This window comes from Streptomyces barkulensis (assembly GCF_002843305.1).
Classification (GTDB): domain Bacteria; phylum Actinomycetota; class Actinomycetes; order Streptomycetales; family Streptomycetaceae; genus Streptomyces; species Streptomyces barkulensis.
This window is the reverse complement of sequence record NZ_PGSG01000106.1, coordinates 1-18,788: the sequence shown is the minus strand read 5'-3', so window position 1 is coordinate 18,788 and position 18,788 is coordinate 1. Positions and strand designations below refer to the sequence as shown.

Below are 18,788 nucleotides of genomic sequence, written 5' to 3'. Positions count from 1 at the left end.
GGGTGGTTATCCGCAGTCTTGGAGTCAGAGGAACCGGCAACGAGGAGAGCCCATGATCACCAAGGAGCAGATACCCGAGGTACTGGACCACCAGGTCTACGACGCCGAGGGCAAGAAGATCGGAGAGGCGGGACACGTCTTCCTCGACGACGTCACGGGCCAGCCGGAGTGGGCGAGCGTCCGCACCGGGCTCTTCGGCAGCCACGAGACCTTCGTCCCGATCCATGACGCGGCCATGGTGGAGGACCATCTGGAGGTGCCGTACTCCAAGGACCAGGTCAAGGACGCTCCCCACGTCGATGTGGACCAGGGCGGGCACCTGTCCGAACAGGAGGAGCGCCGGCTGTACGACTACTACGGCGTCGACTGGGGCGGTTACGGGCAGGAGGCCGGCCGCACCGACACCGCCGCCGCGGGTACCACGGGCACCGCCGCGGCGGGCACGGCCGGCACGGCCGGCACGGCCGGGAGCCGCACCGGTGCGGGCGGAACCCGCGGCCGTGACCGCGACGAGGCCATGACGCGGTCCGAGGAGGAGATGCGCGTCGGCGTCGAGCGTCAGGAGACCGGCAAGGCCCGGCTGCGCAAGTACGTCGTCACCGAGGACGTCCAGAAGACGGTGCCCGTGCGGCGCGAGGAAGTCCGCGTGGAGCGCGAGCCCATCACCGAGGAGAACAGGGGCGAGGCCATGAGCGGCCCGGAGATCTCCGAGGGTGAGTACGAGGTGACCCTGCACGAGGAGCGCCCGGTGGTCGAGACCGAGGTGCGCCCGGTGGAGCGGGTGCGCCTGACCACGGACGAGCGCACCGAGGAGGAGACCGTCGAGGGGCAGGTGCGCAAGGAGCGCATCGAGGAGGAGGCCGACGACAAGCGGCGCCGCCGCCGCTGAACCGCCGGTTCCACCCCCAGGGGCCCGTTCGGAGACGTCCTTTCCGTACGGGCCCCGGCCGTGCCGGAGCGCCGGGCAAAAGGGAATGTTGTGTGAATGCCGGGTCGAAGGCCGGGTACCTCGCCCTTTGTGAGTCACTAGTCACATATGACGCAAAAGGCAAATTTCGTAAGACCAACTGGAGGCACCGGTGAGTGAATCTCCGATCACGGGCAACGGCCCCGCACAGCAGAAAGGCCAGGCCGCGAAGCAGGAGGGCCGCGCCACGGCCGACCGGGCGAAGGAGGCCGCGGGCACCGTGGCCGGCAGCGCCAAGGAGCAGGCGCACAACGTGACGGGCGAGGCCCGCGACCAGGTCGTCAACATGGCGGGTCACCTCAAGGAGCGTGCCGCGCAGGAGGCGGACACGCAGACCAGGAGGACGGCCGACACCATACGCCAGTGGGCCGACGACCTGTCGGGCATGGCGGAGAACACCCGGTCCGACTCCCCGGTGCGGAACCTGGCGTCCCAGGCCGCCGACGGCGGCCGCCGCGCGGCGGACATGCTGGAGGAGCGGGGCGTCGGCGGTCTGGTCGAGGGCGTCGAGTCCTTCGCGCGCCGCCGTCCGGGCGCGTTCCTGGCGGGTGCGGCGCTGGCCGGCTTCGCCATCGGGCGTGTGGCCAAGGCGGGCACCAAGTCGGCCCGGCAGGGGCAGGACGGCTCCGGCACGGCGCAGGCGCAGGGCTACGAGGCCTACCCGCCGTCCCCGGGCGCCGCGGTCCCCACGGGCCCGGGCGGAGAGGTCCGGCAGATGCCCGGCTACGGGGAGCCCTCCTACGGCGCCGCCCCGGGAGCCCCGGGCACCACCGGCACCGGCGGCTACGGGGCCACCGGCACCTACGGGACCCCCGACGTCCCCCGCCGTCCGGAGGTGGGCTGACATGGCGTACACGGCTCACCGGCCGGACACCGACCTGGAGGCCCGGGACAGGACGACGCAGGAGGACGCCTCGATCGGCGAACTGCTCTCCGCGGTCACCTCGGACGCGCAGAAGCTGTTCCGGCAGGAAGTGGAACTGGCCAAGGCCGAGATCCGCGAGGAGGCCACCAAGGCGGGCAAGGCCGCCGGCATGTACGGCGGAGCCGGGTTCGCCGGCTACATGACCGTCCTGTTCGCCTCGCTGGCGCTCACCTTCGGTCTGGCCAACGTCATGGACTGGGGCTGGGCGGCGCTCATCGTCACCGCCCTGTGGGGCGTGGCCGCGGCCGTGATGTACGTGATGGGCCGCTCGAAGATGAAGCAGGTCCACCCCAAGCCGGAGCGCACCGTCCAGACCCTCAAGGAGGACGCCGAATGGGCACGTCACCCGACGAGCTGAGGGCTCGGATCGACACCACCCGGCAGGAGCTGTCGGAGGACGTCGGCAGGCTTGCCGACCACGCCAACCCCCGCCACGCCGTCCGCCGCCGCAAGGAGCGGGCGCGGGGCAGGATGACCGTAGTACGGGAGCGAGTCATGGGAACCACCTCGGACACGACGCAGTCGGTCCGTGACAGTGCCGGGAACACCGCCGACAAGGCGCGCGAGGGAGCCGGGCAGGCGGGCGAGGCCGTCAAGGCCGCCCCCCAGCACGCCGCGCGGAAGACCCAGGGCAACCCGCTGGCCGCCGGTGTGATCGCCTTCGGCGCCGGGATGCTGGCGGCCTCGGCGCTGCGCGGCTCGCAGAAGGAGGAGCAGGCGGTGGGCCGGCTCTCCGAGAAGGCGGGCGGACTGGCCGAGCCGGTCAGGGAAGCGGCGATGGAGTCCGTGGAGCACCTGAAGGAGGACGCCAGGGAATCCGGCCAGCAGGCGGCCCAGCAGGTCAAGGAGACCGCCTCGGGCGCCGCCCGCACCACTGCCGAGGAGGCGCGCGGCCAGGCGGGGGAGGTCAAGGGACAGGCCCAGCGGTCCAAGCAGAGCATGGCCGAGGAAACCCGCCGCCAGGGCCCCGGCTCGGCGCACTGAGACAGGCTCCGCGGCTGTCGCCCCCGCCCGCGCGGGCGGGGGCGACCGGGAACGGACGAGGTGCCACCACATGACGAAGCACGAGAGCCGACAGCGGGACGGTTCCGCCGGGCAGGCCCCCAAGAAGCCCACCGACCTGTCGAAGAGGTCCTGGAAGGACGTGCTGAAGCGCACGGTCGCCGAGTTCAAGGACGACAACATCACCGACTGGGCGGCCGCCCTCACCTACTACGGAGTCCTGTCGATCTTCCCCGCGCTGCTCGCGCTGGTGTCGATCCTGGGCGTGATCGGCAGTTCCGCGATCCAGCCCCTGATCGACAACCTCGGCAGTATTGCGCCGGGAGCCGCGCGCGACATCCTCGAGAGCATGCTGACGCAGCTCCAGAACAACCAGGGCGCCGCCGGATTCGCGCTGGCCATCGGTGTCGCGCTGGCGGTGTGGTCGGCCTCCGGATACGTCGCCGCCTTCATGCGGGCCTCCAACGCCGTCTACGACATCGAGGAGGGGCGCCCGATCTGGATGACGCTGCCCGTGCGGGTGGGCGTCACCCTGACCCTGCTGGTGCTCCTGGCGCTGAGCTCCGTCGCGGTGGTCTTCACGGGCGACATCGCACAGCGGGCCGGTGACGTCATCGGCCTGGGCAGCACCTTCCTGACGGTGTGGAGCATCGCCAAGTGGCCGGTGCTGGTGCTGCTCGTCGCCTTCATGATCGCGCTGCTGTACTGGGCCGCGCCCAACGTCAAGCGCCGCTTCCGCTGGATCAGCCCCGGCAGCCTGGTCGCCGTGCTGCTGTGGATCGTGGCGTCGGCCGCCTTCGCCTTCTACGTCGCCAACTTCGGCAACTACAACAAGACCTACGGCAGCCTGGCCGGCGTGATCATCTTCCTGATCTGGCTGTGGATCACCAACATCGTGATCCTGCTGGGCCAGGAACTCAACGCCGAGCTCGAGCGCGGCCGGGCCATCGAGGGCGGGCACCCGGCCGAGGAGGAGCCCTACGTCGAGCCGCGCGACACCCGCAAGTTCTCGGACGACAACCCCAGCGGCCGGGACTGACCCCGGCCCCGCGCACCCCGGCCCCGCGCACGCCGGCCCCGGCCGCTTGGGCCGGGGCCGCCGCACGTCCGGACAAAGGCGGGCATCGAAGGGGCCGCGGCGGGTACGGGGCACGCGCGGGACGCCGCGCCACCGGGCGCGGCGGGAACACGAGCACCGGGCGGACCGGGCCCGGAAGGGAGAGGGAGACGATGCCGCACAGCGGTACCGCGGGCGAGCACATCGCCGACGCCGTGGAGCAGGTGACCCGGGAGGCGTCCGAGCTGTTCCGCGACCGCTTCCAGGGGGTCGGCGACGGACTGCGGACCGCCGCCCGGCAGGCGGGCGCGGGCGGCGCGCTGCTGGGCGGCGCCGGGGTGTGCGCGCTGCTGGCGGTGGGCTCCGCCCACCGGGCGGCGCTGCGGGCTCTGGAGTCCGCCCTGCACCCGGCGCAGGCGGCGGCCGTGCTCTCACTGGCCTACACCGCGGGGGCCGGGGCGATGGTGAGGCTGGGCCGCGACCGGTTCAGGGCCGCCGGGCGCGCCTCGGGGGCGAGCCCGGAGCCGGCCGGCCCGTGACCGTGCGTGCCGCCCGGGCGAATCAGCCGGGAAAGCGGGGGTACGCAGCAGACAACCCCGCTCATGGGGGTGGAACCGAGCAGAGGAGGCTCGCTGTGAAGGGTGAACACGACAAGGAAGAGTCCTCCGCGCCGCGGCCGACGCACCTGCGCACCGGCAGCGAGCAGCCGGTGGATCCGGAGGATCTGGTCAGGCTGTCCGGCCGCGAACCCACGCCGGAGCGGATCGAGAAGGCGCGCAGGGAGCTGGAGGAGCACGGAGCCGCCGCAGTCGAGAGGTACCTCCCCTAGCGCCGCGTCAGGTCTCCCGCGGCCGTTCCACGGCACCGCCCGCCACGCGCGGGCGGTGCCGTTCGCCGGTCACCGTCCCCGTGCGCTCCCGGCGCTCCCGGACGTCACGGCTTGACGCCGACCCCGCCGTACTCGTCCACGGCGGGGGGAAGGCCCCCGGAGGGCGACGCTCCGTTCGGCGGGGCCTGCGGCCGCCACTGCGAGACCGGTACCACGCCCGGCTCCAGCACCTCCAGACCCCTGAAGTACCCGGCGATCTGCTCGGGGGTGCGGAGCAGGTACGGGACCCCGGCCAGCTCGTTGTAGAACCGCTGCGCGCGGTTGAAGGCCTCGTTTCCGTCGGTGCCGTCGTTGCTCACCAGGCAGCTGCCCGACGGCAGGGCGGCCATCAGCCGCTTCACGGTCGCCCTGGCCTCGTCGTAGTCCCCGATGTGGCCCAGGATGTTCATCAGCATCAGACCGACCGGCCGGTCGAGGTCCAGGGTCCGGGCGGCCTCGGCCAGGATGGTGTCGGGGTTGCGCAGGTCGGCGTCGATGTAGGCGGTGGCGCCCTCGGGGGTGGAGGTCAGCAGGGCCCGGGCGTGGGCCAGGACCAGGGGGTCGTTGTCGACGTAGACGATCCGTGAGGCGGGGGCGGCCCGCTGGGCGACCTCGTGGGTGTTGTCGGCGGTCGGCAGTCCGGTGCCGATGTCCAGGAACTGCCGGATGCCCATCTCCCCGGCCAGGTGCGTCACGGCGCGGGAGAGGAAGCCCCGCGAGGCGCGGGCGAGCTCCACGATCCCGGGGAAGATCTCCTGGTACTGGTCACCCGCCTCGCGGTCGGCGGTGTAGTTGTCCTTGCCGCCCAGCCAGTAGTTCCAGATCCGCGCCGAGTGCGGGACGCTGCGGTCGATCGCGGGCGGCGCGTCCCGTTCGGTGCGGGTTCGGCCGTCGGTCATGGGGCCCTCCTGATCCTGTGCCCTGTGTGACGGCGGCCGGGCCGGCCGCCGTGCACAACCTAGGACCTGCCGCCCTCCGCGCGCCGGTGGTCGCGCGGAAGGCGGGAGGCCGAGCGGCGCCGGCGGCCCGCCGGCCACCGCGAACATGCCATTCACGCATGCGTGCTGTGAGAAGTAAATCCGTTATGGTGGCATTTACCCCGGGTGATTAACAGACATCGTGTGTACGTAGGCAAAACCTCACCCGGATGGGCGTGTGAGTTGTTCGGGGCCGGGTACGCGCCGTGCTGCACATGACAGATCAAAAGAGGAGGGCATGATGCGTAGCCTGAGCCCGGAGGTTCAGCTGACGAGCGGTGACGTCTTGCCGGACCAGGAGCAGGAGACCGCCTCCACTGATCTGCCCGAACTGCCGAGAATCGAGGACGCGGGCAAGGTCGCGCCCCGCGACGCCCGGCAGCTTTCGAAGCTGTTCTTCGAGCGCCTGCGTGTGCTGGAGGAGGGGACGCACGAGTACCAGTACGCGCGCAACACCCTCATCGAGCTCAACCTGACGCTCGTCAACTACGTCGCCTCCCGGTTCCGCCACCGCGCGGAGCCCATGGACGACATCGTCCAGGTCGGCACCATCGGTCTGATCAAGGCCATCGACCGTTTCGACCTGAGCCGCGAGGTGGAGTTCACCTCCTTCGCCGTTCCCTACATCGTGGGGGAGATCAAGCGCTTCTTCCGGGACACCAGCTGGGCCGTGCGCGTTCCGCGCCGGCTGCAGGAGCTGCGCATCGAACTGGCCCGCGCGAACGAGGAGCTCGGCCGCCGGCTGGGCCGCTCCGCCACCACCGAGGAGCTGGCGGAGTTCATGAACGTCACCGTCGAGGAGGTCATCGAGGGGCAGGTGGCCAGCAACGGCTACGTCGCCGGCTCCCTGGACCTCCCGGTGGGCGACGAGGGCAAGGACACTCCTCTGGCCGACCAGCTCGGGGACGTCGACCCGGCCCTGGAGAAGGTGGAGAACCTCCACGCGCTCAAGCCGCTGATGGAGCAGCTCGACGAGCGCGACCGGCGCATCCTGCAGATGCGCTTCGGCGGCGACATGACACAGTCGGAGATCGGCGCCGAGCTGGGAATCTCGCAGATGCACGTCTCCCGGTTGCTGAGCAGGGCGCTGGCACGTCTGCGCGAGGGCATGCTGACCCAGAAGTGAGCCGGACGGCCGGCGCCCGCCGCGGGCGGCGCGCACGGCGACGCGGGGCCCGGCCTCCCGGCCGCGGGCCCCGCGTCGGCATGCCCGGACACACCTCCGGGCGCGCCCGGACCCCCGCGGGGCAGAGGCGCGCACGGCGGTGGGTCACCGGGCGTTAACCGTTCCGGACTCCGGGCACACGGTGTCTGTGCCCGCCTTTCGGCGGGCGCCTGTGACAGACGGCGAAAGGAAGACACCGGCCATGGGACACGGCGGAGACATCATCCAGGAGCTGAGCACGGACCACAGGGAGGTCGAGGAGCTCTTCGGCAGGATCGAGGCCATGCCCGTGGGAGACGCGCGGCGCAAGGAGTTCGCCGACCAGGCCGTCATGGAGCTGGTGCGGCACTCCGTCGCCGAGGAGCAGTACCTGTACCCGGCGGTGCGGGAGATGCTGCCGGACGGCGACGAGATCGCCGACAAGGAGATCGAGGAGCACTCCGCGGCCGAGCGCACCATGAAGGCGATGGAGGGGCGCGGCGCCGACGACCCCGAGTTCGACCGGCTCGTCGCCGAGCTGACGACCGAGATCCGCTCCCACATCGCCGACGAGGAACGCAACCTCTTCCCGCGGCTGCGCCGGGCGGCGACCCAGGAGAAGCTGGACCGGCTGGGCGACAAGGCTCGCACCGCGAAGAGGACCGCCCCGACGCGCCCCCACCCCTCGGCCCCCGACACCCCGCCGGCCAACAAGGTCATGGACGCCGGCGCGGGCATGGTCGACCGGCTCCGCGACGCCCTCACCGGCCGGGGCAAGGGCCACTGAGGAGACGACGGAGGGACACCGGCCCCCCGGGCCACTCACCGAGCCCCGTGCGGCGGCCGCCGCACGGGGCTCGGTGAGTGGGCCCGGGCGCGCCGCCTACGGCGCCGTCGGCGCGGCCGCCCGGTCCCGGTGGAAGACCAGAGCGCCGTCCGACACGTCCACCCGCAGCCGGGTGTGCGGCGCCAGCTCACCGCCCAGCAGCATCCGCGAGAGCTGGTTGTCCACCTCCCGCTGGATGGTGCGGCGCAGCGGCCGGGCCCCGTACTCCGGCTGGTAGCCGTGCCGGGCCAGCCACTCCACGGCCTGCGGGGTGAAGTCGACCTCCACGTCCTGGGCGTGCAGCCGCCGCCGCGTCTCGTCCAGCAGCATGTCCGTGATCCGCCGCAACTGCTCGTCGGAGAGCTGCCGGAAGACCACGATCTCGTCGATGCGGTTGAGGAACTCCGGACGGAAGTGCTCGCGCAGCGGGCGCAGCACCCGCTCGCGGCGGGCCGCCTCATCGGCCTCGCCGCCCGCCGCGCCGGGGGAGAAGCCCAGCGCGCCGCCGCGTCCGGTGATGGCCTCGGAGCCGAGGTTGCTGGTCATCACGATGACGGTGTTGGTGAAGTCCACCGTGCGGCCCTGGGCGTCCGTCAGCCGCCCGTCGTCCAGCACCTGGAGCAGGATGTTGAAGACGTCCGGGTGGGCCTTCTCCACCTCGTCCAGCAGCAGCAGCGAGTACGGGTGGCGGCGCACCGCCTCGGTGAACTGGCCGGCCTCCTCGTGGCCGACGTACCCGGGCGGGGCGCCGACCAGCCGGCTGACGGTGTGCCGCTCCTGGTACTCGCTCATGTCCAGGCGCACCATCCGGTCGTCGGTGCCGAACAGCGCCTCCGCCAGCGCGCGGGCCAGCTCGGTCTTGCCCACGCCGGTGGGGCCGAGGAAGAGGAAGCTGCCGATCGGGCGGTCGGGGCTGGACAGCCCGGCCCGCGAGCGCAGCACGGCGTCGGCGACGACGGAGACCGCCTCGTCCTGGCCCACCACTCGCCGGTGCAGATGGTCCTCCAGGCCCAGCAGCCGGGCCTTCTCCTCCTGGGTGAGGGTGCTGACGGGGATGCCGGTCTGCCGGGAGACGATGTCGGCGATGTCCTCCACGCCGACCTCGGCGATACGGTCGCCCACCGGCTGCCTCCCGTCCCCCTCGGCGGCCTGCCGCTCCACCTCCGCCAGGCGGTCGCGCAGCTCCTTGGCGCGTTCGTAGTCCTCGTCGGCCACCGCCTGGTCCTTGTCGCGCCGCAACTGCTCGGCCTCGCGTTCCAGGGCCCGCACGTCGGTGCCCCGGGTGGAGGAGCGCAGCCGCACCCGCGCGCCGGCCTGGTCCATCAGGTCGATCGCCTTGTCCGGCAGGAAGCGGTCGGTCAGATAGCGGTCGGACAGCTCCACGGCCGCCAGCAGCGCCTCGTCGCTGTAGCGGACCTGGTGGTGCGCCTCGTAGCGGTCGCGCAGCCCCCGCAGGATCTCCACGGCGTCGGCCGTGCCCGGCTCGGGGACCAGGACGGGCTGGAAGCGGCGGGCCAGCGCGGCGTCCTTCTCGATGTGGCGGCGGTGCTCCTCCAGCGTGGTGGCGCCGATGACGTGCAGCTCGCCGCGGGACAGGGCCGGCTTGAGCATGTTGCCGGCGTCCATCGCGCCGCTCTCGCCGCCTCCCCCGGCGCCCACCACCGTGTGCAGCTCGTCGATGAAGACGATCAGCTCGTCGGTGTGCTCGCGGATCTCGTCGATGATGCCGCTGAGCCGTTCCTCGAAGTCGCCCCGGTAGCGGGTGCCGGCGACCACGCCCGCGAAGTCGAGCTGGACGACGCGGCGGCCCAGCAGGTTGTCCGGCACGTCGCCGTCGGTGATGCGCTGGGCCAGGCCCTCCACGATGGCGGTCTTGCCGACGCCCGCCTCGCCGATCAGCACCGGGTTGTTCTTGCCCCGCCGGGCCAGGATCTCGATGGTCTGCTCGATCTGCTCGTCGCGGCCGATCACCGGGTCGATACGGCTCTCGCGGGCGAGCTCGGTCAGGTCGCGGCCGAACTTGTCCAGGTTCGGCGTGCCACTTCCCCCGGGGCGTCCTCCGGGGGCGGGCGGGCGTTCGCCGGCCGGACCCGGACCGCCGGGCTGCGGCCCCTCCGGAAGCCCGGAGCGGGGATCGAAGTGGGCGGCGTTGAGGATCTGGCCGGCCGCGGAGTCCCGGTTGGCGGCCAGGGCCACCAGCACGTGCTCCGGGCCGATGTAGGACGAACCGGAGGAGCGGGCGACCTGGTGGGCGTCCATCAGGGCACGCTTGACGGCGGGGCTGACGGAGAGGGAGGAGCGCGGCGGACCGTCCCCGGAGTGCCGGTCGATCTCGGAGACGATGGTGTCGGGATCGCCGCCGGCGCGGGAGACCATGGCGCGGGTCGGGTCGGTGGTGAGCGCCGCCCGCAGCAGATGCTCGGTGTTGAGGTCGGTGCTGCCGTGCTGCGCGGCGTAGGAGGCCGCGGAGGAGACGAGCTGCCGGGCGGGCTCGCTCATCAGCCGCACGAAGTCGAAGTACCGGGGCCCCGGCCGCTGCCCGCCCGACGACGAGGCGCCCAGGAAGCGCGCGAGGAACTCTCCGAGCGGATCCCGGCCGAAGTCCTCGGGACCCATGTACCCGCTGGTCATAGATGTCCATCCCGCCGGCCCGGCGGACCGGGCCGCGCTGCTGTCTCGGTGCGTCTGTCTCGACGCACCGGGGTTCCCCCTCGGGCCGGTACGACACGTCGGGTACGGCCCCACTTGTCCGCGAGCGACGCGGCCGGCAGGTGTGAGCCGGACGTACGGGGTTATCCGGAGCGTGCGACTCCTTCGGCGGGGACTGTGCCGGTGGTGCCGCTTGTCCGCGGGGCCGCCCGCGGGTTCGTCTGTCGGTTCGGGGTCGAAAGGGCACGGTCGATGTCGTTGCTGTCGGGTCTGCCGGGTGTACCGGGGCTGCCCGGTCTGCGTCTGCCGGTGCCTTCGCCGGCCGGTCTGGTGCCGCGGGGGGTGAAGGCCGGGGCGCGCGAGGCGGTGGGCACCGCCGGCCGGCTGGCCGGGCAGTTCACGGGACTGTCGCGCCGGGCCGTGTGGTCCCGGCCGGGGCGCTGCTACATCACCGTCCACGGGGTCAACACACCGGAGGGCGAGCGGACCGCCCGGCGCGTGGAACGCGTCCTGGAGCGGCACCCCGGGGTGCTGTGGGCACGGGTGAACGCGCCGTCGGGGCGGGTGGTGGTGGCGCTGGAGTCCCCGCCGCCGCCCGAACGCGAACTGGTGGCGCTGGTGGAGCGCGCGGAGGGGCACGTCCCCTGCGCGGACGAGGAGCACGAGGAGTGGTGCCAGGAGCCGCACCACCCCTGCGAGGGACCGCGGACGGGTCAGTCCGTCACCGCCCTGGCCGCCGACGTGGTGGGGCTGGGGCTGTCCACGCTCAACCGGGTGGCCCCCTGGACGCCGCTGCCGCCCGAGGTGGCCGCCCTCACCGGGGCCGTCGCCCGCCATCCGCGGCTGCGGCAACTGGTCGCCAGAGGGCTGCACGACCCGCAGCAGGCCGACTCCCTGCTGCCGGTGCTCACCGCCCTGACCCAGGGCGTGGCCACGCGCGGCGGCGGCCTCGTGCTCGACGTCGTGGAGCGCATGGCGCAGTGGCGGGAGGCCGGGGCCTACCGCATGGCATGGGAGGAGGCCGAGGCGAGGCTGGTGGGCAGCCCCGAGGACGCGGCGGCCGGCCCGGTCGCGGTGGAACGGCCCGTGCCCCCGCCCCCCGACGCCGTCGACCGCTACGTCGAGCGCTCGATGGCGCTGACGGCCGCGGCCGGGGCGGCGACCGCGCCGTTCGCCGGACCGCGGCGCGGGCTGGCGGTGGCGCTCTCCGGCGTGCCCAAGGCCCCGGACGCGGGCCGGGAGGGCTTCGCCACCACCCTCGGCCGCGCCCTGGCGCTGCGGGGGGCGACCGTCATGGACCGGAGCGTGCTGCGCCGTCTGGGGCAGACGGACACCGTCGTGCTGGACGAGGAGGCGCTCAGCGGCAGCCACCACGAACTGGCCGACCTGGTGCCGCTGGAGGGAGCCGACCCGCGGGAGGCCGCCGAGCGGCTCTTCGCGCTCTTCGTCCCCGAGAGGATCGGCGAGACCCACCGCGACGAGGACGGCTGGGTCCTGGGGCCGCTGGAGGAACTGGAGCTGACCGGGCGCAAGGGGGCGCGGGCGGCGGCCCGGCTGCGCAGGCAGGGCAGCGAGAGCGTCCTGGGCCTGGCCAGGGGCGGGCGGCTGGAGGCCGTCGCCGGCCTGGCCCGGCAGAAGGCCCCGGGCGCGGACGCGGTGGCGGCCGCGGCCCGCCGCGCAGGGGCGCGCGTGGTCCTGGCCAGTGCCCGCCCCGAGCCGGCGTTCGGCTTCGCCGACGCCGTCGTCCCCGGCGGCGACCGCCTCACCGCCTCCCTGCGCGGGCTGCAGGCGGACGGCGCGGTGGTGCTGCTGCTGTCGGGCGACCGGCGGGCGCTGGCCGCCGCCGACTGCGGAATCGGCGTGCACCGCGAGGGCGAACCGCCGGCCTGGGGCGCGCACATCCTGATCGGCACCGACCTGGAGTCGGCCGGCCTGGTCGTGGACGCGGTCGGGGTGGCCTCCCAGGTCGACCGGGAGAGCCGGTTCCTGGCCGCGGGCGGCAGCGGTGTCGGCGCCGTCGCGGCCCTCCAGGCGCCTCCCGCCCGGGCGACGGCCCGCGGCGCCGCGGCGGGCACCGGCGCCGGGACCGCGGCGTTCTGCCTGGGCACCTGGCGGGCCCGGCAACTGCTGTCCCGTCCGGTCACCCCGCCGGTGGAGACCACCCCCTGGCATCTGATGCCCGCCGACCGCGCGCTGGAGCGGCTGGGCAGCACCGACGAGGGCCTGAGCCGGGAGGAGGCCGGGCGCAGGGCGGGCCGGGAGGCCGCCTCCGGACAGCCGGCCCGCATCGGCCTGCCGGCCGCGTTCATCGAGGAGCTGGCCAATCCGCTCACTCCGGTGCTCGCGGCGGGCGCCGCCCTGTCGGCGGCCGTGGGATCGCGTACCGACGCGGGGCTGGTGGCCGGCATCACCGGCGCGTCCGCACTGGTGGGCGCCGTCCAGCGGGTCAGGACCGACAAGGCTCTGGAGGAACTGTTCGCCCGCTCGGCGATCGGCGCGCGGGTGCGGCGCGGCGGGGCCGAACGCCTGGTGGCCGCGGGGGACCTGGTGGCCGGGGACGTGGTGGTGCTGCGCTCCCAGGAGGTCGTCCCCGCCGACTGCCGGCTGCTGCGGGGGGAGGGGCTGGAGGTCGACGAGTCCTCGCTGACCGGCGAGTCCCTGCCGGTGGCCAAGGACCCGGCTCCAGTGGTCGCCGCGCAGATCGCCGACCGCCGCTCGATGCTCTACGAGGGCACCACCGTCTCGGCGGGCACCGCGGTGGCCGTCGTGGTGGCCACCGGATCGGCCACCGAGGTCGGGCGCAGCCTGGCCACCGCCCGCCAGAAGGCCCCCGACACCGGGGTGGAGTCGCGGCTGCACGCCCTGACGAAGACCAGCCTGCCGCTGGCGCTCGGCTCGGCCGCCGCGGTCGCCGGATCCGGGCTGCTGCACGGCCGCCCTCTGGCGGACACGCTCGCCTCCGCGGTGAACCTGGCCGTCGCCTCCGTACCCGAGGGGCTGCCGCTGCTGGTCAACGCGGCCCAGCTCGCCGCCGCCCGCCGCCTGGCCGACCACGGCGCGCTGGTGCGCAACCCCCGCACCATCGAGGCGCTCGGCCGCGCCGACGTGCTCTGCTTCGACAAGACCGGCACCCTCACCGAGGGCGATCTGCAGCTCGCCGCCGTCAGCGACGGCCGGCGCGAGCTGCCCGCCGACCGGCTCGACACCGCCCGCAAGCAGATCCTGGGCGCCGCGCTGCGCGCCACCCCGCCGGCCCGCGCCTCCGAGCCCATGGAGCACCAGACCGACCGCGCGGTGGCGGCCGGGGCCCGGCGGGCGAAGGTGGCCGTACGCCAGGGGGCGTCGCAGTGGCGGCGCACCGACGCCCTGCCGTTCGAGCCGTCCCGCGCCTACCACGCCACCGCCGGCCGCACCTCGCGCGGAATGCTGCTCAGCGTCAAGGGCGCGCCCGAGAACGTGCTGGAGCGCTGCACCCGGCTGCGGGAGGGGAGCGGCGGCAAGGACGCGGGCAAGGACGCCGGGAAGGAGAAGGAGCTCGACGCGGCGGCCCGCGAGCGCCTGACCGGCGCGGCCGAGGAACTCGCCGGCGCCGGGCGGCGGGTGCTGGCCGTGGCGGAGCGCACGCTGGAGGAGGGGGAGGACCTCACCGACGAGGCCGTCGCCGGCCTGACGTTCCTCGGCTTCGTCGCCCTCGCCGACCCCGTGCGCTCCTCGGCCGCGCCGGCCACCGCGCGGCTGCGGGCGGCCGGCGTGCAGACGGTGATGCTCACCGGCGACCACCCCGCCACCGCGGACGCCATCGCGGCCACCGTCAGCGAGGACCCCGACCAGAAGGTGTGCACGGGCGCGGAGATCGACGAGCTGAGCGACGGCGAGCTCGACGAACTGCTGCCCACGCTCGACGTCATCGCCCGGTGCAGCCCCCACCACAAGGTCCGCATCGTCCAGGCGTACCAGCGCATCGGCCGGGTGGTGGCGATGACCGGGGACGGCGCCAACGACGCCCCGGCCATCCGGCTGGCGGACGTGGGGATCGCGCTCGGGCGGCGCGGCACGCCCGCCGCGACCGCCGCCGCCGATCTGGTCGTCGGCGACGACCGGCTGGAGACGATCATCGCCGCGCTGCTGGAGGGCCGCGCGATGTGGGGTTCGGTGCGCGACGCGCTGGCCATCCTCGTCGGCGGCAACCTCGGGGAGGTGGCCTTCAGCGTGCTGGCCGCCGCACTGACGGGCAGTTCCCCCCTGAACGCCCGCCAGATCATGCTCGTCAACCTCCTCACCGACCTCGCCCCGGCACTGGCCATCGCGGTGCGCGAACCGGCGACGGAGGCCGGCGAGCGGCTGCTCAGCGAGGGCCCGGACCGTTCCCTGGGGGCCGGTCTGAGCCAGGAGGTGCTGCTGCGCGGCGCCACCACCACGCTCGGTGCCGGGCTGGCCTGGGGCGCGGCCAGGCTCACCGGGCGGGGGCGGCGCGCCGGGACGGTGGCCCTGGCCTCGGTGGTGGGCACCCAGCTCGCGCAGACGCTGCTCACCGGCGGACTGGACCGCAATGTGCTGACGGCCGGGATCGGTTCGGCCGCGGCCCTGGTGGGGGTCATCCAGACGCCCGGGGTCAGCCAGTTCTTCGGCTGCACCCCGCTCGGCCCCGTCGCCTGGGGCATCACCCTCGGCTCGATCACCACGGCCACGCTGCTGGGCGCCGCCGCGGCCCCGGTGGTCCGCAGGCTGGCGCCCGAGCCGGAGCAGTGGGCCCCGCCGGAACCGGTCGAGGAGCGGGCGGAGGAGCCGGCCGGGGGACCGCAGCCGCCGGACCGGCCGGGGGAGTGAGCCCCCACCCGTGCGCACGGGAGAACCGCGGCCCGTGACCACCGTGGAGGTGGTCACGGGCCGCGGCCGCATGACAGGGGGTGAGGAGCCCCCTCGCGGTCCGGAGGACCGGATCAGACCTGGCCGCGCCAGGCGCCCGTCTCCGCGCCACGCTTCTCGATGAACTCCTTGAACCGCTTCAGGTCGCCCTTGGCGCGGTGGCGGACCACACCGAGCTTGTCGCCGACGGTGTCCGTCGCGCCCTCGGGGTCGTGGTCCATCTGGAGCATCACCTTGGTCGTGCTGTCGTCGAGCCGGTGGAAGGTGACCACACCGGCCTGCTTGGCCTGGCCGTCGACCGTCGTCCACGCCACCCGCTCGTCCGGGATCTGCTCGGTGATACGGGCGTCGAACTCCCGCTCGGCGCCGGCGACCTTCGTCACCCAGTGGGTCAGCGTGTCGTCCTTCTGCTCGACCCGCTCGACGCCTTCCATGAACTCGGGGAAGCTCTCGAACTGGGTCCACTGGTTGTACGCGGTGCGCACCGGCACGCGGACCTCGATCGACTCCTCGACGTGAGACATCCAGCATCCCTTCTCTCGCTGTGATGACTGGTATGTGACGCTTTGTGTCGTAGCCTCACGCCTACCCGGAAGGGGTGCGGCCATGCGGGTGCTTTCGGTGAGCACCCGTCAGCACCCGTCAGCGCCCGTCAGTACCCGTCAGCGCCGCGGGCCCTGCCGGCGGAGCGTCAGGGCAGCGGGGTCCCGCCGGTGGCGTTGACGATCTCGGCGGTGATGTAACTCGCCTCCTGGGAGGCCAGGAAGACGTAGGCCGGGGCCATCTCGGCGGGCTGGGCGGGCCGCCCCAGCGGGGACTGTGCGCCGAACTCCGAGGTGTCGGGCATCGTCGAGGGGATCAGCGGGGTCCACACCGGCCCCGGCGCGACGGCGTTGACCCGGATGCCCCGCTCGGCCAGGTACTGGGCGAGCCCCTGGGTGAAGGTGACGATGGCGCCCTTGGTCATCGCGTAGTCGAGCAGATGGGGGCTGGGCTTGTACCCCTGCACCGAGGTGGTGTTGATGATGCTGCCACCCGAGGGGATGTGGGGCAGGGACAGTTTGGAGAGCCAGAACATGCCGTAGAGGTTGGTGCGCATCGTCCGGTCGAACTGCTCGGTGCCGATGCCCTCGATGCTCTCGGACTGCGCCATCTGGAAGGCCGCGTTGTTCACCAGGACGTCGATGCGCCCGAACTCCGCCACCGCCCGGTCCACCAGCCTGAGGCACTCGGACTCCTCACGGATGTCGCACAGCAGGGGCACGGCCTTCCGGCCGGCCTCCTCGACCAGCCGCGCCGTCTCCCGGGCGTCCTTCTCCTCCTCGGCGAGATAGGTGAACAGCACGTCCGCGCCCTCCCGCGCGAAGGCGAGGGCCACGGCGCGCCCGATACCCGAGTCGCCGCCGGTGACGACCGTCCTCCGGTCCGTCAGGCGGCCGCTGCCCCGGTAGGACGACTCGCCGTGGTCGGGCTCGGGTTCCATCCGCCCGGTCAGGCCGGGGTGCGGCTGATCCTGCTGGGGGAACTCCGGTCGTGGATGCCGCCGGGTGGGGTCCTGCTGCTCCTGGTCGCTCATGTCCGCCCTTCTTCCTTCGTCCTGCCGTCTCTTCCGTACCGCCGGTCCCCCGGCCCCCGGCCCTCTTCGGCGCCGTCGCCGCCATCCGCCCCCGGAAGACGCCGCACCCGCCCGGAGCCCTCAGGCTCCGGGCGGGTGCGGCGTCCGGTCGGACGCGGCCGTCCGGCCGTCCCCGGCGGGAGGCGCACCCGGGCCGTCGCGGTCAGGTGCGGTGGCCGGTGTCCTCCACGCCCAGCCCGAGGGCCCGGGCGATGTCCTGGACGTTCCGGAACTCCTGCCCGGCCGGCAGCCTCTCCGCCAGGCCCAGCAGACGGTCGGGGGCGTTGTTCTCGCGCAGTTTGCCGAGCACGGCGTCGCGGTCGGCCGGGTAGAGCCCCAGGCCCAGGTGCCGGGCCAGCTCACTGCGGACCTCGACGTCGCTGTGGTCCATCCCCGGGGGCGTGCCGCCGGTGAGCACGGTGTTCGGCGCGCGGTCCACATCGGGCTGGTCCTCGCCCGAGGGCTGGAGCTCGTGGTCCTCCTCCATGCGCAGGGACCGGCCCGCGCGGAGCTCGCCCTCCATCTCGTGCTTGAGCTCGTCGTCCCGGGCGGGGCCGGTCTTGTTCCTGCCGTGCGTGGCCATCTCGTCCTCCCGAAAGGTCGAAGCGCTGGCCGGCGGCGTGCGCCGACGTGGGGACCGCGTTCCCGGGGATGCCTGGATTACACCGTTTGCGGATCTTTTGCGTCCGGCTCCGCGCTCACCCCATGTCGCCGCGCCGCTCCGCCGAGACGTCGGCGATGTCCCTGCGCCCGACGTTCTCGACCTGGTCGATGGCCGCGATCTCCGGGTGGTGCAGGTCGAACGCCGGGGACTCGGAGCGGACCTTCGGCAGGGTGACGAAGTTGTGCCGCGGCGGCGGGCAGGAGGTCGCCCACTCCAGCGAGCGGCCGTAGCCCCACGGGTCGTCCACGGCGACCTTCGGCGCGTACTTCGCCGTCTTCCAGACGTTGTACCAGAACACCAGGAACGACATGCCCAGCAGGAACGAGCCGATGGTGGAGACCGTGTTCAGCGCGGTGAAGCCGTCGGCCGCCAGGTAGTCGGCGTACCGGCGCGGCATGCCCTCCGCGCCCAGCCAGTGCTGGACCAGGAAGGTCATGTGGAAGCCGATGAACAGCACCCAGAAGGTGATCTTGCCGAGCCGCTCGTCGAGCATCTTCCCGGTGAACTTCGGCCACCAGAAGTGGAAGCCGGCGAACATCGCGAAGACGACCGTGCCGAAGACCACGTAGTGGAAGTGCGCCACCACGAAGTAGGAGTCGGTCACATGCCAGTCCAGCGGCGGGGAGGCCAGCAGGACACCGGTCAGACCGCCGAAGAGGAAGGTGACCAGGAAGCCGACCGTCCACAGCATCGGCGTCTCGAAGCTCAGCGAGCCCTTCCACATCGTGCCGATCCAGTTGAAGAACTTCACGCCGGTGGGCACCGCGATCAGGAACGACATGAAGGAGAAGAACGGCAGCAGCACACCGCCGGTGGCGAACATGTGGTGCGCCCACACGGTGATCGACAGACCGGTGATGGCGATGGTGGCGCCGATCAGGCCGATGTAGCCGAAGATCGGCTTGCGGCTGAAGACCGGGATGACCTCGGAGACGATGCCGAAGAACGGCAGCGCGATGATGTAGACCTCCGGATGGCCGAAGAACCAGAACAGGTGCTGCCACAGCAGCGCGCCGCCGTTGGACGGGTCGAAGATGTGCGACTGGAACACCCGGTCCGACTCCAGGGCGAACAGCGCCGCCGCCAGCGGCGGGAAGGCCAGCAGGATGAGCACGCTGGTCAGCAGCACGTTCCAGGTGAAGATCGGCATCCGGAACATCGTCATGCCCGGCGCGCGCATGCAGATGATCGTGGTGATGAAGTTGACCGCGCCCAGGATCGTGCCGAA

The 18,788-nt window shown here is 73.2% G+C and carries 16 protein-coding genes; 10 read left to right on the top strand and 6 right to left on the bottom strand.

Annotation, left to right across the window (positions count from 1 at the left end):
• Positions 1 to 52: 52 nt before the first annotated feature.
• The 7 genes from CUT83_RS23430 to CUT83_RS23400 all read left to right on the top strand — a co-directional run bounded on the left by CUT83_RS23430 (position 53) and on the right by CUT83_RS23400 (position 4,780).
• Entirely contained in the window at positions 53 to 889 is an 837-nt protein-coding gene (locus CUT83_RS23430) for a DUF2382 domain-containing protein (RefSeq protein WP_101257827.1), read from the top strand.
• Positions 890 to 1,079: 190 nt separating this feature from the next.
• Positions 1,080 to 1,811 (top strand): hypothetical protein, encoded by a 732-nt coding sequence (locus CUT83_RS23425; protein WP_158239048.1) that lies wholly within the window; start codon positions 1,080 to 1,082, stop codon positions 1,809 to 1,811.
• Between the two features lies 1 nt (position 1,812).
• The gene (locus CUT83_RS23420; RefSeq protein ID WP_101257825.1) at positions 1,813 to 2,250 is read left to right on the top strand and encodes a phage holin family protein; all 438 of its coding nucleotides are present in this window, start codon (positions 1,813 to 1,815) and stop codon (positions 2,248 to 2,250) included.
• On the top strand, positions 2,226 to 2,876 hold the full coding sequence (locus CUT83_RS23415) for a DUF3618 domain-containing protein (RefSeq protein WP_101257824.1): 651 nt from the start codon (positions 2,226 to 2,228) through the stop codon (positions 2,874 to 2,876). Before CUT83_RS23420 ends, CUT83_RS23415 begins: the two co-directional genes overlap by 25 nt.
• 70 nt (positions 2,877 to 2,946) lie before the next feature.
• On the top strand, positions 2,947 to 3,933 hold the full coding sequence (locus CUT83_RS23410; RefSeq protein WP_101257823.1) for a YihY/virulence factor BrkB family protein: 987 nt from the start codon (positions 2,947 to 2,949) through the stop codon (positions 3,931 to 3,933).
• A gap of 191 nt (positions 3,934 to 4,124) precedes the next feature.
• Entirely contained in the window at positions 4,125 to 4,490 is a 366-nt protein-coding gene (locus CUT83_RS23405) for a phage holin family protein (protein WP_101257822.1), read from the top strand.
• A 95-nt stretch (positions 4,491 to 4,585) separates the two neighbouring features.
• Complete coding sequence (locus CUT83_RS23400) at positions 4,586 to 4,780, top strand: hypothetical protein (RefSeq protein WP_101257821.1); 195 nt, start codon at positions 4,586 to 4,588, stop codon at positions 4,778 to 4,780.
• Between the two features lie 104 nt (positions 4,781 to 4,884).
• On the opposite strand, the gene CUT83_RS23395 is transcribed toward CUT83_RS23400, so the two are convergent.
• Positions 4,885 to 5,718, bottom strand: a complete 834-nt coding sequence (locus CUT83_RS23395; protein WP_101257820.1) for an SAM-dependent methyltransferase — start codon at positions 5,716 to 5,718, stop codon at positions 4,885 to 4,887.
• Between the two features lie 319 nt (positions 5,719 to 6,037).
• Between CUT83_RS23395 and CUT83_RS23390 the strand changes: the two genes are divergently transcribed.
• Both CUT83_RS23390 and CUT83_RS23385 read left to right on the top strand, forming a co-directional pair.
• Positions 6,038 to 6,922, top strand: coding sequence for an RNA polymerase sigma factor SigF (locus tag CUT83_RS23390; RefSeq protein WP_093656464.1), 885 nt, complete (start codon positions 6,038 to 6,040; stop codon positions 6,920 to 6,922).
• 241 nt (positions 6,923 to 7,163) lie between these two features.
• Positions 7,164 to 7,727, top strand: a complete 564-nt coding sequence (locus CUT83_RS23385; protein ID WP_101257819.1) for a hemerythrin domain-containing protein — start codon at positions 7,164 to 7,166, stop codon at positions 7,725 to 7,727.
• 96 nt (positions 7,728 to 7,823) lie between these two features.
• On the opposite strand, the gene CUT83_RS23380 is transcribed toward CUT83_RS23385, so the two are convergent.
• Positions 7,824 to 10,397 carry an ATP-dependent Clp protease ATP-binding subunit gene (locus CUT83_RS23380; protein WP_173915139.1) on the bottom strand — a complete coding sequence of 858 codons (2,574 nt, stop codon included), beginning with the start codon at positions 10,395 to 10,397 and terminating at the stop codon, positions 7,824 to 7,826.
• Between the two features lie 270 nt (positions 10,398 to 10,667).
• Between CUT83_RS23380 and CUT83_RS23375 the strand changes: the two genes are divergently transcribed.
• A complete protein-coding gene (locus CUT83_RS23375; RefSeq protein ID WP_101257818.1) occupies positions 10,668 to 15,242 on the top strand; it encodes a cation-translocating P-type ATPase in 4,575 nt (1,524 codons plus the stop codon).
• Between the two features lie 113 nt (positions 15,243 to 15,355).
• On the opposite strand, the gene CUT83_RS23370 is transcribed toward CUT83_RS23375, so the two are convergent.
• From CUT83_RS23370 to CUT83_RS23355, 4 genes are all read right to left on the bottom strand, one after another.
• The gene (locus CUT83_RS23370) at positions 15,356 to 15,805 is read right to left on the bottom strand and encodes an SRPBCC family protein (protein ID WP_101257817.1); all 450 of its coding nucleotides are present in this window, start codon (positions 15,803 to 15,805) and stop codon (positions 15,356 to 15,358) included.
• A 167-nt stretch (positions 15,806 to 15,972) separates the two neighbouring features.
• The gene (locus CUT83_RS23365; RefSeq protein WP_101257816.1) at positions 15,973 to 16,857 is read right to left on the bottom strand and encodes an SDR family oxidoreductase; all 885 of its coding nucleotides are present in this window, start codon (positions 16,855 to 16,857) and stop codon (positions 15,973 to 15,975) included.
• Between the two features lie 202 nt (positions 16,858 to 17,059).
• The gene (locus CUT83_RS23360; protein WP_101257815.1) at positions 17,060 to 17,479 is read right to left on the bottom strand and encodes a DUF2795 domain-containing protein; all 420 of its coding nucleotides are present in this window, start codon (positions 17,477 to 17,479) and stop codon (positions 17,060 to 17,062) included.
• A 115-nt stretch (positions 17,480 to 17,594) separates the two neighbouring features.
• Positions 17,595 to 18,788 (bottom strand): cytochrome c oxidase subunit I (locus CUT83_RS23355; RefSeq protein WP_101257814.1); only part of this gene is annotated, 1,194 nt, incomplete at its 5' end.

Coding starts and splice junctions, on each gene's coding strand:
- CUT83_RS23380 (WP_173915139.1), bottom strand. CDS start 10,397: ATGACCAGCGGGTACATGGGTCCCGAGGACTTCGGCCGGGATCCGCTC.
- CUT83_RS23365 (WP_101257816.1), bottom strand. CDS start 16,857: ATGAGCGACCAGGAGCAGCAGGACCCCACCCGGCGGCATCCACGACCG.
- CUT83_RS23375 (WP_101257818.1), top strand. CDS start 10,668: ATGTCGTTGCTGTCGGGTCTGCCGGGTGTACCGGGGCTGCCCGGTCTG.
- CUT83_RS23415 (WP_101257824.1), top strand. CDS start 2,226: ATGGGCACGTCACCCGACGAGCTGAGGGCTCGGATCGACACCACCCGG.
- CUT83_RS23370 (WP_101257817.1), bottom strand. CDS start 15,805: ATGTCTCACGTCGAGGAGTCGATCGAGGTCCGCGTGCCGGTGCGCACC.
- CUT83_RS23405 (WP_101257822.1), top strand. CDS start 4,125: ATGCCGCACAGCGGTACCGCGGGCGAGCACATCGCCGACGCCGTGGAG.
- CUT83_RS23430 (WP_101257827.1), top strand. CDS start 53: ATGATCACCAAGGAGCAGATACCCGAGGTACTGGACCACCAGGTCTAC.
- CUT83_RS23410 (WP_101257823.1), top strand. CDS start 2,947: ATGACGAAGCACGAGAGCCGACAGCGGGACGGTTCCGCCGGGCAGGCC.
- CUT83_RS23420 (WP_101257825.1), top strand. CDS start 1,813: ATGGCGTACACGGCTCACCGGCCGGACACCGACCTGGAGGCCCGGGAC.
- CUT83_RS23360 (WP_101257815.1), bottom strand. CDS start 17,479: ATGGCCACGCACGGCAGGAACAAGACCGGCCCCGCCCGGGACGACGAG.
- CUT83_RS23385 (WP_101257819.1), top strand. CDS start 7,164: ATGGGACACGGCGGAGACATCATCCAGGAGCTGAGCACGGACCACAGG.
- CUT83_RS23395 (WP_101257820.1), bottom strand. CDS start 5,718: ATGACCGACGGCCGAACCCGCACCGAACGGGACGCGCCGCCCGCGATC.
- CUT83_RS23390 (WP_093656464.1), top strand. CDS start 6,038: ATGCGTAGCCTGAGCCCGGAGGTTCAGCTGACGAGCGGTGACGTCTTG.